This window comes from Corynebacterium sp. ZY180755, assembly GCF_054331495.1.
Genome location: NZ_CM135811.1, coordinates 1,778,584 through 1,794,636 on the forward strand (window position 1 = coordinate 1,778,584; position 16,053 = coordinate 1,794,636).

General features: G+C 56.0%; 11 protein-coding genes. 9 read left to right on the forward strand and 2 right to left on the reverse strand.

Features of this window, described 5'->3' with window-relative positions; genetic code table 11:
- Positions 1–13: 13 nt before the first annotated feature.
- Complete coding sequence (locus ACXM2N_RS08125; RefSeq protein WP_458487640.1) at positions 14–1,120, reverse strand: branched-chain amino acid aminotransferase; 1,107 nt, start codon at positions 1,118–1,120, stop codon at positions 14–16.
- A 144-nt stretch (positions 1,121–1,264) separates the two neighbouring features.
- On the opposite strand from ACXM2N_RS08125, the gene ACXM2N_RS08130 reads away from it, so the two are divergent.
- The 8 genes from ACXM2N_RS08130 to ACXM2N_RS08165 all read left to right on the forward strand — a co-directional run bounded on the left by ACXM2N_RS08130 (position 1,265) and on the right by ACXM2N_RS08165 (position 13,278).
- Complete coding sequence (locus tag ACXM2N_RS08130; RefSeq protein WP_458487642.1) at positions 1,265–2,767, forward strand: leucyl aminopeptidase; 1,503 nt, start codon at positions 1,265–1,267, stop codon at positions 2,765–2,767.
- 281 nt (positions 2,768–3,048) lie between these two features.
- Positions 3,049–5,202 carry a 2-oxoglutarate dehydrogenase, E2 component, dihydrolipoamide succinyltransferase gene (gene sucB, locus ACXM2N_RS08135; RefSeq protein WP_458487646.1) on the forward strand — a complete coding sequence of 718 codons (2,154 nt, stop codon included), beginning with the start codon at positions 3,049–3,051 and terminating at the stop codon, positions 5,200–5,202.
- A 328-nt stretch (positions 5,203–5,530) separates the two neighbouring features.
- The gene (gcvP, locus tag ACXM2N_RS08140) at positions 5,531–8,404 is read left to right on the forward strand and encodes an aminomethyl-transferring glycine dehydrogenase (protein ID WP_458487648.1); all 2,874 of its coding nucleotides are present in this window, start codon (positions 5,531–5,533) and stop codon (positions 8,402–8,404) included.
- Between the two features lie 33 nt (positions 8,405–8,437).
- The gene (gcvT, locus tag ACXM2N_RS08145; protein ID WP_458487650.1) at positions 8,438–9,556 is read left to right on the forward strand and encodes a glycine cleavage system aminomethyltransferase GcvT; all 1,119 of its coding nucleotides are present in this window, start codon (positions 8,438–8,440) and stop codon (positions 9,554–9,556) included.
- Positions 9,557–9,612: 56 nt separating this feature from the next.
- Complete coding sequence (gcvH, locus tag ACXM2N_RS08150; RefSeq protein WP_458487652.1) at positions 9,613–10,002, forward strand: glycine cleavage system protein GcvH; 390 nt, start codon at positions 9,613–9,615, stop codon at positions 10,000–10,002.
- Between the two features lie 243 nt (positions 10,003–10,245).
- Positions 10,246–11,049 carry a lipoyl(octanoyl) transferase LipB gene (gene lipB, locus ACXM2N_RS08155; RefSeq protein ID WP_458487654.1) on the forward strand — a complete coding sequence of 268 codons (804 nt, stop codon included), beginning with the start codon at positions 10,246–10,248 and terminating at the stop codon, positions 11,047–11,049.
- A gap of 267 nt (positions 11,050–11,316) precedes the next feature.
- On the forward strand, positions 11,317–12,363 hold the full coding sequence (gene lipA, locus ACXM2N_RS08160) for a lipoyl synthase (RefSeq protein ID WP_458487656.1): 1,047 nt from the start codon (positions 11,317–11,319) through the stop codon (positions 12,361–12,363).
- Positions 12,364–12,501: 138 nt separating this feature from the next.
- Entirely contained in the window at positions 12,502–13,278 is a 777-nt protein-coding gene (locus ACXM2N_RS08165; protein ID WP_458487658.1) for a DUF4191 domain-containing protein, read from the forward strand.
- 339 nt (positions 13,279–13,617) lie between these two features.
- Here the strand turns inward: ACXM2N_RS08165 and ACXM2N_RS08170 are convergent, their stop codons facing one another.
- The gene (locus ACXM2N_RS08170) at positions 13,618–14,091 is read right to left on the reverse strand and encodes an RDD family protein (RefSeq protein WP_458487660.1); all 474 of its coding nucleotides are present in this window, start codon (positions 14,089–14,091) and stop codon (positions 13,618–13,620) included.
- A gap of 255 nt (positions 14,092–14,346) precedes the next feature.
- Here ACXM2N_RS08170 and glnA point away from each other — a divergent pair, with 255 nt between their 5' ends.
- Positions 14,347–15,783, forward strand: a complete 1,437-nt coding sequence (gene glnA / locus ACXM2N_RS08175; RefSeq protein WP_458487662.1) for a type I glutamate--ammonia ligase — start codon at positions 14,347–14,349, stop codon at positions 15,781–15,783.
- Positions 15,784–16,053: the final 270 nt, after the last annotated feature.

Below are 16,053 nucleotides of genomic sequence, written 5' to 3' on the forward strand. Positions count from 1 at the left end.
TTGTTTAGCGTGATTATGCCTCTACAAGGGTGGTGAGCCAGCCATGGGTATCTTCGACGCTACCGCGCTGGATGCCGGTGAGTTTTTCACGCAACGCCATGGTGATGGTCCCTGCCTCATTGTTGTTGACTGTGAAGTCAATGCCATTACCCTTGACAGAGCCAACTGGGGTAATGACGGCAGCGGTACCACAGGCGAAGGCCTCGCTCATCTCGCCTGAGGTGGCGGCTTCTTCCCATTCCTTCTTCGAGACCAAGCGCTCCTCGGTGGTGTATCCGGAGTCCTTGGCTACCTGGAGCAGGGAGTCTCGGGTAATGCCCGGCAGCAAGGAGCCGGATAGCTGCGGTGTAACAATGTGGGCGTCGTCGCCCTCACCCATAACGAAGAAGAGGTTCATGCCACCCATTTCTTCAATGTAGTTACGCTCGATAGCATCCAGCCATACAACCTGGTCGCAACCTTTTTCGGAAGCTTGAGCTTGGGCTAGCAGGGAGGCCGCGTAGTTGCCAGCAAACTTGGCGGCACCGGTGCCACCTGGGCAAGCGCGAACGTAATCTTCACACAGCCATACAGATACCGGCTGGATGCCACCTGAGAAGTATGCGCCTGCAGGCGATGCGATAACAACGTACTTGTAAGTAGCTGATGGGTGAACACCCAGAGACTCCTCGGTGGAAATCATGAATGGGCGTAAGTAGAGGGCTTCTTCGCCTCCGGCAGCTGGAACCCACGCCTTGTCAATCGTGACGAGTTGGCGAAGGGACTCCACAAACAGTTCCGTTGGCAGCTGTGGCATTGCCATGCGCTCTGCGGAACGCTGCATACGCTCTGCGTTAGCCTCTGGGCGGAAAGTTTTAATGGTTCCGTCTGCGTGACGGTAGGCCTTAATGCCTTCGAAGATTGCCTGCCCGTAGTGAAGTACGGAGGTAGCAGGATCGATGGAGAGATTCTGGTAAGGAACTACCTTAGCGTCATGCCATCCTTGGTCCGTGGACCACTCGATGGTGACCATGTGGTCAGTGAAGTACCTACCAAAGCCTGGGTTAGCCAGGATCTCTGCCACACGCTCAGCAGGGGTGGGGTTAGAAGACTGCTCAATCTTGAATTCAACGTTAGCCATGCAATACAAAGTACACCTGACACGGGCAAAGACAAGAGCAGAAACTTTGTTTTAGGGTAGAAGTGTTGTTCTTTTACGGACTTTTTATTCATAGACGTCCCGAATGAACTTAAATCTCAATAACCCAATGGAGGTCAAGAACACGTGAGCACCAAGAACACCGTGCCTATTAAAGGAAATGTCACCACCGCAGAACTAATCAAAAAGCTACCTAAGGATTATGACGCACTCGTTATTCCTGTATTCAAGGGCGAGGATGGCCTGGAACTAGCTGCCACCGGCCTGTTTGATGAAGCTGTTGAAGTTGGCATGTGGGAACTGCTCGCTGCGGTAGGCGCAAAGGGCAACGCTGGCGAAATCACCCGCATCCCCGCAATTGAGGGCTTGAACTGTGACTTTATCGTGGCTGTTGGCCTCGGAGAGAACGAGAAGCTCAATGATGAAACTCTGCGTCGCGCGACTGGCGCCGCTGCGCGTTCCTTGGCAGGTGTGGGCACCGTAGTAACCACCGTGGGCACCTTCGGCCTGGCACCAGCAGTAGAGGGCTTTGTTTTGGGCTCCTATAACTACCGTGGCGTCCGAAGCGAGGACAAGGCTGATCCAGCACTTGGTCGAGTACTTTTCTTGGACGATCGCAAGGGGTCCAAGGATGAGTTCGAAACAGCAGTTATTACTGCTGAGTCCGTGATCCTCGCACGTAACTTTGTCAACACCCCTTCTTCACACCTTTACCCAGAGTCCTACGCCAATGCGATTGCCGACGAGGCTGTTGCAGCAAAGCTCAAGGTGGAGATTCTGGACGAGAAGCAACTAGCTAAACAGGGCTTCGGCGGTATCTTGGCCGTGGGTATGGGCTCTGCCCGCAAGCCACGCCTGGTCCGCATTACCTACAAGGGCAAGAAGGCTAAGAAGCATGTCGCTCTGGTAGGTAAGGGCATCACCTTCGACACGGGCGGTATCTCTCTCAAGCCAGGCGCCCAGATGGACAACATGATTTCTGACATGGGCGGATCTGCCGCGATGGTTGCCACTATCATCGGCGCCGCCCGCCTTGGCTTAGCAATCAACATCACAGCCACCCTCCCACTGGCGGAGAATATGCCTGGCGGCAATGCCTACCGCCCTGGTGACGTAATCACCCATTACGGTGGCAAGACCTCTGAGATCCTCAACACAGACGCCGAAGGCCGTCTGGTGCTCTCAGACGCCATCGCACGGGCTTCGGAGGACGAGCCAGACTACCTCCTCGAGGTCGCAACGCTCACTGGTGCGCAGATGGTTGCTCTGGGTGACCGTACCTCCGGTGTCATGGGCTCGGAGAAGTTCCGCGACCGTGTCGCTGCGACCGGCCGTGAGGTTGGCGAGAACGCATGGGCCATGCCGATCCCTGAGGAAGTCGCTGAAGCCGTCAAGTCCCCTGTTGCTGATATCCGCAACGTCACCGGGTCCCGCTCTGCGGGCATGAGCGCCGCGGGCGCCTACCTAGAGTGCTTCGTTGGCGAGGGAATCGAGTGGGCGCATGTCGATATTGCTGGCCCTTCCTACAACACTGGCGCTGCCTACGGTTACACCCCTAAGCGTGCATCCGGCGTACCGGTCCGCACCTTCCTGAAGGTTCTGGCTGATTTAGCAGCTAAGAAGAAGTAGTACTCCGTACAAGGCTCACGGCCATGATGAGGCGAAATCTCATCATGGCCGTTTCTTATGCCCTACGGATCGCGCCTCGGGGCACGCTGACGCCCCTGAGACTCAAGCAGTGTGCACGTTCAACGTGGAGTCTTTTTCTTACGAAGGGACTAAAAACGTCCCACATTCTAGGGGCAAAAGTAGGTAACTGCCCCTTCGGAAATCTACATAAATTCCCGTGAACCGGTACGCTAGGGAGGTATTAACGTATCTACGACAAGTTTCCAAGGAGTCTAATAAACATGGCGCACTCCGTTGTCATGCCTGAGCTGGGCGAATCAGTAACCGAAGGCACTATCACCACATGGCTGAAGTCCATTGGTGACACCGTCTCCGTTGATGAGCCATTGCTTGAGGTTTCCACCGACAAGGTTGATACCGAGGTTCCTTCCCCAGTAGCTGGTGTCTTGCTTGAGATCCGCGCCGAGGAAGACGACACCGTCGATGTCGGCGATGTCATCGCAATCATCGGCGAAGAAGGAGAATCAGCAGGCGACTCCAACGAAGAAGGTGCTTCTGCTGACGATGAGGCTGAGTCGAGCGATGATTCCGCTGATGAGGAGCCAAAGGCTGAGAAGAAGCCTGCATCCTCCGGCAAGGCAACTGACGTTGTCATGCCAGAGCTCGGCGAGTCCGTCACCGAAGGCACCATCACTACCTGGCTGAAGAAGGTCGGCGACACCGTTGAGGTAGACGAGGCTCTACTCGAGGTCTCCACCGACAAGGTCGACACCGAGGTCCCTTCACCAGTAGCTGGCACCATCCTCGAAATCCTCGCAGACGAGGATGACACCGTAGACGTAGGCGACGTCATTGTCCGCATCGGTGACCCTGACGCCGCTGGCTCCGAGGATTCTGAGGCATCCGAGGATGCACCAGAAGAGAAGGAAGCACCAAAGGAAGAGAAGAAGGAGGAGCCAAAGGCTGAGAAGAAGCCTGCATCCTCCGGCAAGGCAACTGACGTTGTCATGCCAGAGCTTGGCGAGTCCGTCACCGAAGGCACCATCACTTCCTGGCTGAAGAAGGTCGGCGACACCGTTGAGGTAGACGAGGCTCTACTCGAGGTCTCCACCGACAAGGTCGACACCGAAGTTCCTTCACCAGTAGCTGGCACCATCCTCGAAATCCTCGCAGACGAGGATGACACCGTAGACGTAGGCGACGTCATTGCTCGCATCGGTGACGCAGACGCTGAGGCTGACACCGATGGCGATGAAGATGAGCAGGCAGCAGCTGACGATTCCAAGGATGATCCTCACACCGATGATCCAATGAACGTTCAGCCAAAGGATGAGGACGATCAAGAACCAACCGAGGAAGAAAAGTCCAAGGCTGGTGTTGAGTCCGCTGCAGAATCCCGTAAGGCTGACGAGGGCACCACCCCATCCGAGGTCAAGGCAAAGGAATCCTCTGAGCCAAAGGTATCTGAGGGCTCCACCAAGGTCGAGGGTGGCTCCGGCAACATGCCATACGTCACCCCACTGGTACGCAAGCTCGCTGACAAGCACGGTGTTGACCTGACCAAGGTTGAAGGCACAGGCGTTGGTGGACGTATCCGTAAGCAAGACGTTCTGGCTGCAGCAGGCGAAGGTGAGGCACCTGAGACCGTATCTTCCGCATCCGGTGACGCACGCGCTAACTGGTCCACCAAGGGTGTTGATCCAGAGAAGGCTGAGCTGATCGGCACCACCGCTAAGGTCAACCGAATCCGCGAGATCACCGCTGCCAAGATGGTTGAGGCGCTTCAGACCTCTGCACAGCTCACCCACCTGCAGGAAGTAGACGTCACCCGCATTGCTGAACTGCGCAAGGCTAACAAGCCTGCATTCCAGGACAAGCACGGAGTTAACCTCACCTACCTGCCATTCTTCGTCAAGGCAACGGTTGAGGCACTGGTCTCCCACCCTAACGTCAACGCGTCCTACAACGCTGAGACCAAGGAAATGACCTACCACGCAGACGTCAACGTCGCTATCGCTGTTGACACCGAGCGAGGCCTGTTGACCCCAGTAATCCACAAGGCACAGGATCTGTCCCTCGTGGAGATTGCTCAGGCAATTGCTGATCTGGCTGACCGAGCACGCAACAACAAGCTGAAGCCAAACGATCTGACCGGTGCTACCTTCACCATTACCAACATTGGTTCCGAGGGTGCACTGTCCGATACCCCAGTTTTGGTTCCACCACAGGCTGGCATCTTGGGCACCGGCGCAATTCAGAAGCGCCCAGTTGTTGTTACCGAGAACGGTGCAGACGCAATCGCCATTCGCCAGATGTGCTACCTGCCATTCACCTACGATCACCAGATCGTAGACGGCGCAGATGCAGGCCGCTTCACCGCGACCATCAAGGATCGTCTGGAGACCGCAGCTTTCGAGGATGAGCTCGAGGTTTAAACATTGAGCACGTGGCATTAATACCACCGCTCTAGACGCAGGGCCCGCTACCACTTGGTAGCGGGCCCTTGTTTATGATGAAACACGCAGGTTAGCGTGTTCGCTAGAGAGTTCAACTGAGCATTTTCCTTACACCCATGGCTCCCCCATAAAGCTATAACCAGTTGGATGATTCGGGGCGTTTCCCAAGGTTGCACATTCAAGTTACTGAGGTTAAATAAATCTGTTAAGAAACAATGAATCGAAGGCGTGATTTTACGTGGCCTAGACCACTAAACTTGGCTGTATTCCGTAATCCATTTTCGGCTGCAAGGAGTACACCACCTCAATGACGCACATCGGATCGCCTGTAGATTACCTCCCACGCCACCTTGGCCCTGATGCGAGTGAAAGCGAGGAAATGCTGGCGAGCGTCGGCTACTCCTCCATCGAGGAACTTGTTGCTGCAGCAGTTCCTGCCGCCATTCGCGCGGATAATACGCCTGCTATCGAGCCATTGAGTGAGGCTGATGCCACAGCTAAGCTGCGTGGCTACGCAAAGAAGAATGTTGTTTTGAAGTCTTTCTACGGCCAAGGCTTCTACGACACCGTGACACCGCCGGTGATTCGTCGCAACGTGGTGGAGGATCCGGGTTGGTACACCGCGTACACCCCATACCAGCCTGAGATCTCCCAAGGTCGTCTTGAGGCCCTGCTGAACTTCCAGACCATGGTGAGTGAGCTCACCGGCCTGCCGGTTGCAAACGCTTCCCTGCTAGATGAGGCTTCCGCCGCTGCTGAGGCTGTCGGACTCATGAGCCGCTCCAACAAGAAGGGCCGTCGCGTTGTTCTCGACGAGCGTCTGCATCCTCAGGTCATCGCCGTTGCCCGTGCACGCGCCACGGCCATTGACCTTGAGGTAGAAGTCACTGACGTCACCGGCGGGCTCGTTGGCGAGGACCTGGTTGGTGTAGTGCTGGCCTACCCTGGCACCGAGGGCGATATCGCCGATATCCGCCAAGCTATTGAGGACATCCACTCCCGTGGCGCTTTGGCCACTGTGGCGTGCGACCTACTGGCTCTGCAGCTTTTGGCGTCGCCTGGATCACTAGGAGCAGACATCGCCATTGGTTCGTCCCAGCGCTTTGGCGTTCCATTGTTCTTCGGCGGACCGCATGCAGCGTTCATGTCTGTGACGGACAAGATCAAGCGCCAGATGCCGGGTCGCATCGTTGGCGTATCCGTGGACGCTGAAGGCCGCCCAGCCTACCGCTTGGCGTTACAGACACGCGAGCAACACATTCGCCGTGAGCGCGCGACGTCCAACATCTGCACCGCCCAAGCTCTGCTGGCAGTGTGCGCTTCCATGTACGCTGTCTGGCACGGCCCTTCTGGGCTGAAGGCTATTGCTCAGCGCATCAACTCCCTGGCCTGCGACTTCGCCTGCGCTATCGAGGCCGCACCTGATGCCCAGCTGCTCCATACTGAGTTCTTTGACACTGTCGCGGTGCAGGTGTCGGGTGCGAAAGACATCGCTGACGGCCTGGCGGACAAGGGTTACTTAGTGCGCACCATCGGTAGTGACAAGGTTGTCGTCTCCTTTGGTGAATCCGCAACCGCAGAAGACGTGAAGGTACTGGCGGAGGCATTTAACGCCACTGTTCCACAGGAATGCACTGCCATGCCACGCATCCCTGAGGCGTTCGTTCGTGAGGAAGCAACGCTGAGCCATGCGATCTTCTCTTCCGTTCACTCCGAGACTCAGATGCTGCGCTACTTGCGCTCCCTGAAGGACAAGGACCTAGCACTAGACCGCACCATGATCCCATTGGGTTCGTGCACCATGAAGCTGAACCCAACCACCGGCATGGAGCCAATTACGTGGCCAGAGTTCGCGGGTATTCACCCATACGCTCCAGAGAAGTTCACCCAAGGTTGGCGCGAGCTGATTGCTGAGTTGGAAGACTGGCTGGCAAAGGTCACCGGTTACGCTAAAGTATCGGTTCAGCCAAACGCCGGTTCCCAGGGCGAGCTCGCCGGACTGCTCGCTATCCGCCACTACCACGAGTCACATGGCGACGATCAGCGTGACATCATCTTGATCCCGCAGTCCGCACACGGAACTAACGCCGCATCCGCTACGCTGGCTAACCTGCGCGTGGTAGTGGTAGCCACCGCTGCTGACGGCTCCATTGACGTGAAGGATTTGGATGCCAAGCTTGAGAAGCACGGTGAGAACATCGCTGGCATCATGATCACCTACCCATCCACACACGGCGTATACGAGGACACCGTCCGTGACGTGTGTGCTAAGGTCCACGCAGCTGGAGGCCAGGTGTACATCGATGGCGCTAACCTGAATGCTCTGGCCGGCATTGCGCAGCCTGGCCAGTTTGGTGGTGACGTATCCCACCTGAACCTGCACAAGACCTTCACCATTCCTCACGGAGGTGGTGGCCCTGGTGTTGGTCCAGTTGCAGTGGCAGAGCATTTGGTGCCATTCCTACCTACTGATCCCAATGCTGCTGTTGACGCGGACAGGGAGGATCAAGCAGGTGGCATCGGTATCCCAATTTCGTCTACCTTGTTCGGTTCCGCGGGTGTGCTTCCCATCTCTTGGGCATACATCCAGATGATGGGTGGCCGAGGTCTGGCAGATGCTACCTCCCACGCCGTATTGAATGCCAACTACTTGGCCAAGGGGCTGAATGATTACTTCCCAGTTTTGTACTCCGGTGAGAATGGTCTTGTTGCTCACGAGTGCATCTTGGATCTGCGCAAGATCACCGATGAGACCGGAGTAACGGCAGCCGATGTAGCTAAGCGTCTGATTGACTACGGCTTCCACGCGCCCACCCTCTCTTTCCCAGTGTCGGGCACCTTGATGGTGGAACCAACCGAGTCCGAGGACAAGGGCGAGCTGGACCGCTTCATTGAGGCAATGCGCGCCATTAAGGCTGAGATCGATGAGATTGCTAGTGGCAACGTCGACTACGCAGAGTCAGTTCTTCACCATGCACCGTTTACCGCTGAGTCTGTCAGCCGCGATGAGTTCGGATACACCTTCTCCCGTGAGAAGGCTGCTTACCCAATCCCAGCGCTGCGTGGTGGATCCAAGTACTTCCCACCGGTGCGCCGTCTGGATGAAGCCTACGGCGACCGTAACTTCGCTTGCTCTTGCCCGCCTCCTGAGGCCTTCGAATTCGACGCTACCGAGCAGTAATCCACCCCACTCACTTGTCAGTAAAGGAAAAATATGACTGAACTACGTAAGTCCCCGCTTCATGCCGAGCATGAAGCACTTGGTGCAAGCTTCACTCCGTTCGGTGAGTGGAACATGCCACTGAAATACGGCAATGAGCTGGATGAGCACCGAGCAGTCCGTGGCACTGCTGGCCTGTTCGACCTCTCACACATGGGCGAGGTCCGCGTCAAGGGTGCACAGGCAGGCGAGTTCCTAGACTACGCACTCATCTCTCACCTCTCTGCGCTGGCCGTAGGCCGCGCTAAATACTCCATGATCGTGGACGAAAACGGTGGCATCATTGATGACCTCATCAGCTACCGCTTAGCTGACGACGAGTACTTGGTGGTTCCAAACGCCGGCAACGCTAAGGTTGTTGCGGACGAGTTGTCCAACCGTTCCGAAAACTTTGACGTGACGGTTACTGACGAATCCGCCGAGACCGCACTCATCGCGGTTCAGGGGCCTAACGCTGAGGCTATTATGCTCAAGCTCACCCCGGAGGATCAGCATGAGGACGTCAAGGGCGTTAGGTACTACGCCTGCACCCCCGCCACCGTGGCTGGCATCGAAGTGCTCTTGGCCCGCACCGGTTACACAGGTGAGGATGGATTCGAAATCTACTCCACCAACGAGGAAGCACCAAAGATCTGGAAGGCTGCCGAGGAAGCTGGAGAAGAGTTTGGACTAAAGCCTGCCGGCCTTGCCGCCCGTGACTCCCTGCGCCTTGAGGCAGGCATGCCCCTCTACGGAAATGAGCTCTCCCGCGAGCTCACCCCAATTGCTGCTGGTTTGGGCGTGCTCATTGGCAAGAAGAAGGAAGGCGACTTTGTAGGCAAGGATGCGCTAGCGCGCATCGCGGAGGAAGGAAAGCCACAACGGGTCCTCGTGGGCTTGGTTTCAGATCAGCGTCGCGCCGCACGCCATGGCAACCTGCTTATCGACGCCGAGGGCAACGAAGTCGGCGAGGTCACCTCCGGCCAGCCAAGCCCAACGCTTGGCCACCCAATCGCTCTTGCCTATGTGGATGCTGCGGTTTCTGATCCGGGTACCGCACTTGAGGCTGATATTCGCGGTCGCCGTTACCCGTTCACGGTTGTAGAAATTCCTTTCTACAAGCGCGAAAAGTAATCGCAATCTATTAAAGTTAAGTCATCACTTTTATCCCAAGAAGAAAGGGAAACTCTATGTCCTTGCCAGAGAACTACTCCTACTCCGAAGAGCATGAATGGATCGATGCTCCTGCCGCTGAGGCTGAGGGCAAGACCGTCAAGGTAGGCATCACCTCCGTTGCCGCTGAGCGTTTGGGCGAGGTTGTTTTTGCGGAACTTCCTGCCGTTGGCGACCAAGTTGAGGCTGGCGAATCCTGCGGTGAGGTTGAATCCACCAAGAGCGTTTCTGACATCTACTCCCCTGTTTCTGGCACCGTTACCGCTATCAACGAGGCCCTCGAAGACGACTACTCCCTCGTTAACACCGATCCTTTCGGTGAAGGATGGCTTTATGAGGTCGAGGTTTCCGGCCTCGGTGAGCTCATGACTGCTGCTGAATACGCCGAGGCAAACGGCGTCGAGTAAGCTTCGCGGTATTTATCAGGGCCCGAAAGTCTTTATGACTTTCGGGCTTTCCGACGCCCCACCGTGCCCGCTGGGGCAGGGCCACAGGTTCCCGTGCCCGCCGTGCGGGCGTCGTAAAGAAGTGCTCTTCAACGCAGAGCCCACTCAACGTGATCTGCAACCACCACGGTGGACTATCAAGGATGAATATTTTGGTCAGCCATTTTTAAGACAACCCCCGTTTACGGAGTAGATTCTTACAATATGAATGCACCACGCGATCCGTTCTTTCCCGCCGACCAATCCATCCGCGCCAGCAAGGACGAGCTAGACATCCGCATGCTGGGTACCATCGATTACCAGGAGGCGTGGGACCTGCAGGCAGATCTAGCGGCACAACGCGCTGCTGACGAGATCCCAGACACCATCTTGGTACTTCAACACCCGAGCGTGTACACCGCCGGTAAGCGCACACAGCCGGAAGATATGCCCACCAACGATCTTCCAGTAATCACGGTTGACCGTGGCGGCCGCATCACCTGGCATGGCGAAGGGCAGTTGGTGGTTTACCCCATCATCAAGTTAGCTGATCCCATTGATGTGGTGGACTACGTCCGTCGGGTAGAGGAAGCACTTATCCACGCAATTCGTGAGGCTGGGTTACCTGGCGCTGGCCGCATCGATGGTCGCTCCGGCGTGTGGATCCCGGGTGAAAACGGCGCTCAGCACCGCAAGGTAGCAGCACTGGGCATCCGCATCACTCATGGGGTAACCATGCATGGGCTGTCCTTGAACTGTAACAACACACTTGACTACTACAACTACATCGTGCCTTGTGGCATCTCAGACGCCGGCGTGACCACCATGAGCCAAGAGCTTGGCAAGGACGTCACCGTTGAGGAAATGATCGACCCTGTTCTTGATGCTTTAAAAGAAGCACTCGAGGGCCGCCTCAAAGTAAGCGACCACAGCTTTGACGTTGCAGAAGATCCCACCAAGATCACCAATCGACTAAAAAAGCTGTCCAAGGGATCCCAGCGAAAGCCAGCAGCCGATAAAAATAGCTAGGGCCAACAGCAGTTAAGCGAAACAAAGGTCCTAAAAAAATCAGTAATCTAGCCCCTTAATCGCCGTAGATGACGGATGGCTACTAACCCATCAAAAGGGGGCAAAAGAGGCGAAATTTATTCGTTGTATTCAACGAGCATGCAACTGATCGCCCCACCCTTTTTGAGCTGGTACAACTGTTAGTCCAGTCACCTTAAGACATATTGGTTAGAAACCCTCACAGCTCTGCTGGCGCATGAGCTGTGAGTTTTAGGTACTGTGCAGTTTGTGACTGTGAAACCTGAGGGAAGAAAGATGCTTCGCATCGAGGCTCGCAACTCCGAGACCCCGATTGAAGTTAAACCACGTTGGATCCGCACTGCCGTCAAAACCGGCCCGCAGTACCAGGACATGAAAAAACGCGTGTCTGGGGCTTCCTTGCACACCGTCTGCCAGGAGGCCGGTTGCCCTAACATCCACGAATGTTGGGAATCCCGCGAGGCAACGTTCTTGATCGGTGGCGCTAACTGCTCCCGCCGCTGTGACTTCTGCCAAATCAACTCCGCAAAGCCGGAGCCCCTAGACCGAGATGAGCCACGCCGTGTTGCTGAGTCCGTCAGGGAGATGGGGTTGAACTACTCCACTATCACCGGCGTTACCCGTGATGACCTTGATGACGAGGGCGCATGGCTCTACGCAGAGGTTGTTCGCCAGATCCATGAGCTCAACCCACACACCGGCGTTGAGAACCTCGTTCCTGACTTCTCCGGCAAGCCAGACCTCCTTGAGGAAGTGTTCGAGGCCCGACCAGAAGTATTCGCTCACAATCTCGAGACAGTCCCACGCATTTTCAAGCGCATCCGCCCAGCGTTCCGCTACGACCGATCCCTTGACGTCATCCGCCAAGCACGTGACTTTGGCCTGATTACTAAGTCCAATCTCATCCTCGGTATGGGCGAAACCATTGAAGAAGTCCACGAAGCCTTGAAGGACCTGTACTCTGCCGGCTGCGACATCATCACCATCACCCAGTACCTTCGCCCTGGCCCTAGGTTCCACCCAATCGACCGCTGGGTAAAGCCGGAGGAATTTGTGGAGCACGCCGAATTTGCCAAGGAACTTGGTTTTGGTGCCGTCATGTCTGGACCACTGGTTCGCTCTTCTTACCGCGCTGGCCGCCTTTACGCCCAGGCGCTAGAGGCTCGTGGCGAATCCCTGCCGGAGAATCTCAAGCACCTCGCGGAGACCACCGAGGGTTCTACCGCTCAGGAAGCCACCACCTTGCTTGACAAGTACGGCGAGTCCCAAGACACCCCTGTTACAGCTAGCCGCTAGAGCTACAGGCACTAACACCGCAATGAGTATCAGACTAACTATTCTCATTGCGGTGTTTTTGTAGTTTCGGTATCTAAACACTGAAAAACGTGCCCCCAGTTTTTAACAATTGACAATGAGGGCGCTAATGTAGTTGCCATGGCAGATGCGAAGAAACAAGCAGCTAAGGCTGCACAGAAGGAACAGCGCGCCGCTAAGCGCGCTCAACGCAAGGAAACCCGCGGCCAGATTTGGCAGGCATTCAACATCCAGCGCAAGCAGGACAAGAAGCTCATTCCAATCATGCTGCTGGCATTCTTGGGTATGGGCGTCTTGTTCTTCCTCATTGGCCTCTTGTGGGGTGGCGAATGGTTCATGCTCGTCATTGGTTTGCTGTTGGGTGCAACCTTGGCCATGTTCCTGTTCTCTCGCCGTCTGCAAGCGAGCGTATATGACCGGGCCTCCGGTGAACGCGGCGCTGCTGGTTGGGCTCTTGAGAACATGAAGTCCAACTTCGCAGTTGCTTGGCGCACCAAGACCGGCGTTGCCATGACCACCAATATGGACCTCGTTCACCGCGTCATCGGCGTGTGTGGTTTCGTACTTGTTGGTGAGGGTGAGCCACGCCGTCTCAAGCCTCTGATGGATCAGCAGCAAAAGCGCCTCAACCGTTTGGCTCCTGGCGTCCCTGTTGAGCGTATCTTTGTGGGCGACGGCGAGGGGCAGGTTCCTCTAAAGAAGCTGCAGACCAGCTTGGTTAAGCTTCCTCGTGTGTACAAGAAGGATGAGGTCTACCAGATCGCTGCACGCGTCGAGGCGATGGATAACGTTGCCAATGCCCAGCAGGGCCTGCCAAAGGGACCACTGCCACGTGGAGGCAAGGTTTCCGGCATGAACCGCCGCGCTCGTCGTAGCGCCGAGCGCAAGGGTAAGTAAGCCCGTTCCCCGCGCTGCTAGAAACTTTATCTAGGCTGCTGATCAAATTGATCAGCAGCCTTTTCTTATCTCCACCCGTGAAGCAATGCACCAACTACTTCGGATGTGTGCGCTCTACGCCGCCTTCTAGCCCTTAGCCTCAACCATATCCAGCGCACTACAACGACAGACGCCACGAAGCGCGCCCCAATGAGCACCTGCTACAGATCCGAATCTCACCCCCACACGCCCATCCATTATTCGAGGAACGGAATAGCGGTTCTGTGCGGATTGGCTAAGAGATATAGGAAAGGAGCTACTTCCTGATGGGAAGTAGCTCCTTTTCTGAGGTGCGGCAGGTTAGCCCATAACCACCGCGGTGCCTGTTGCACGGTCATGCATACCGCGGCCATCAGTATCCACCATTGCGGCTGGCAGCACGAAGATGGTGAAGATAGTGCGGGCGGCTGCGCGAACGAAGCCCACGCGCTCATCGCGTTTATCAATGCGTGCCACGCCCATGCCCAGCAGCGCCTGACCCGGCGTGCGAGCAAACAGAGTAACGCTGACGATTCCAAGCAGAATGAAAAGCATCAGAGTAATAGTGGACGTTCCACCCAACTGCAGGGTGAACATGTGAATGAACGCACCTACGATCCAGCAGATCAGCCAGTCAATGGCGACACCTCCGGAACGGCGTGCGACGGATGCGAGTGAACCTGGTCCGCTCTGTGGAAGACCCATTTTCTCACCAGGCCACTTTGCTGGTGCCTCGCCGTCAAACTCGGCAGGAATCTCTGGACCGTCAATCCAACTTCTCTTTGCGTTTGCCATGTGTTCCAATCTATCCAAAAGTTGTAGATGCACATAACTTTCATGGCGTTTTGCGACGAATTTCTCTCCCCTACACCACCCCAGCCGGTGACAAGAACCACATGTGCATTTAATTTTTGGTCAGTCTATAGAAAATAATGTATCGTCATATCTGCTAGAATTTCTATAGACCAACAGGGTTTACTATTTTCGAGGTCTTGCTAAGGTTCTCAATTAAGTCAGCCCACTGAAATCTTTTACCCACTAGGAGTCATCGTGGCTTTTAAGACTGCCGAAGAAGTAACTAAGTTTATCAAGGATGAAGGCGTTGAGTTCGTTGACGTTCGCTTCACCGACGTCCCAGGTATCGAGCAGCACTTCACCATCCCAGCTTCCATGTTCGATGAGGATGTAGTCAAGGAAGGCCTCGCATTCGACGGCTCCTCCGTTCGCGGCTTCACCACCATCGACGAGTCCGATATGACTCTGATCCCAGACTTGGCCACCGCTAAGCTGGACCCTTTCCGCAAGACCAAGACCCTGAACATCAAGTTCTTCGTCTCTGACCCATTCACCTACGAGCCATTCTCCCGCGACCCACGCACCGTCGCACTGAAGGCTGAGGAGTACCTCGCTTCCACCGGCATCGCAGATACCTGCTTCTTCGGCGCTGAGGCAGAGTTCTACCTCTTTGACAAGGTCCGCTACTCCACCGAAATCAACTCCGGCTTCTACGAAGTCGATTCCGATGAGGGCTGGTGGAACCGCGGCAAGGAAACCAACCTTGATGGCACCCCTAACCTTGGCGCAAAGACCCGCGTCAAGGGCGGTTACTTCCCTGTTGCCCCATACGACCAGACTCAGGAAGTTCGCGATGCGATGACCCTGAACCTGGCACACGCTGGCTTCGAGATCGAGCGTTTCCACCACGAGGTAGGCACCGGCGGCCAGCAGGAGATCAACTACAAGTTCAATACCCTGCTCCACGCTGCAGATGACCTGCAGTCCTTCAAGTACATCATCAAGAACACCGCTCGCCAGTACGGCAAGGCCGTTACCTTCATGCCTAAGCCATTGGCAGGCGACAATGGTTCCGGCATGCACGCTCACCAGTCCCTATGGAAGGACGGCAAGCCACTGTTCCACGATGAGGCTGGTTACGCAGGCCTGTCCGACCTCGCCCGCTACTACATTGGCGGCATCCTGCACCACGCGGGTGCGGTTCTGGCGTTTACCAACCCAACCCTGAACTCCTACCACCGCTTGGTTCCTGGCTTCGAGGCTCCAATCAACCTTGTTTACTCCCAGCGTAACCGCTCCGCTGCGATCCGCATTCCTATCACTGGTTCTAACCCTAAGGCCAAGCGCATTGAGTTCCGCGCTCCGGACCCATCAGGTAACCCATACTTCGGCTTCGCCGCAATGATGCTGGCTGGCCTGGATGGCATTAAGAACCGCATCGAGCCACATGCCCCAGTAGATAAGGACCTCTACGAGCTCCCACCAGAGGAGGCAGCATCCATCCCTCAGGCACCAACCTCCCTTGAGGCATCCCTGAAGGCACTGGAAGAGGACAACGAGTTCCTCTCTGACACCGGTGTATTCTCCGAGGACTTGATTGATACCTACATCAAGCTCAAGTACGACCACGAGATCGCGCCTGTGCGTCTGCGCCCAACTCCTCAGGAGTTTGAAATGTACTTCGACTGTTAGACCCTGAGGGGAGTTCGGAAATCCTCCGCCAACTGTTCGGAAAACCCCGAAATCCTCCCTTAGCAGTAATTTAGCCCCCTTATTCAGGGTGCAAAGAACCCCCGCCACTGGTAGAAATCAGCCAGCCGCGGGGGTCATTTTTGTCTTGGGTGCACCTAATCAGCCACAGTCCGCCACTTGGCCGCCAAAGGCGTCCACGGGGTACGTCAAACCATCCACACGCCCGCCACGGTGCCCGTAACAGTCTCAAGGGGTTCACACCCGCACACC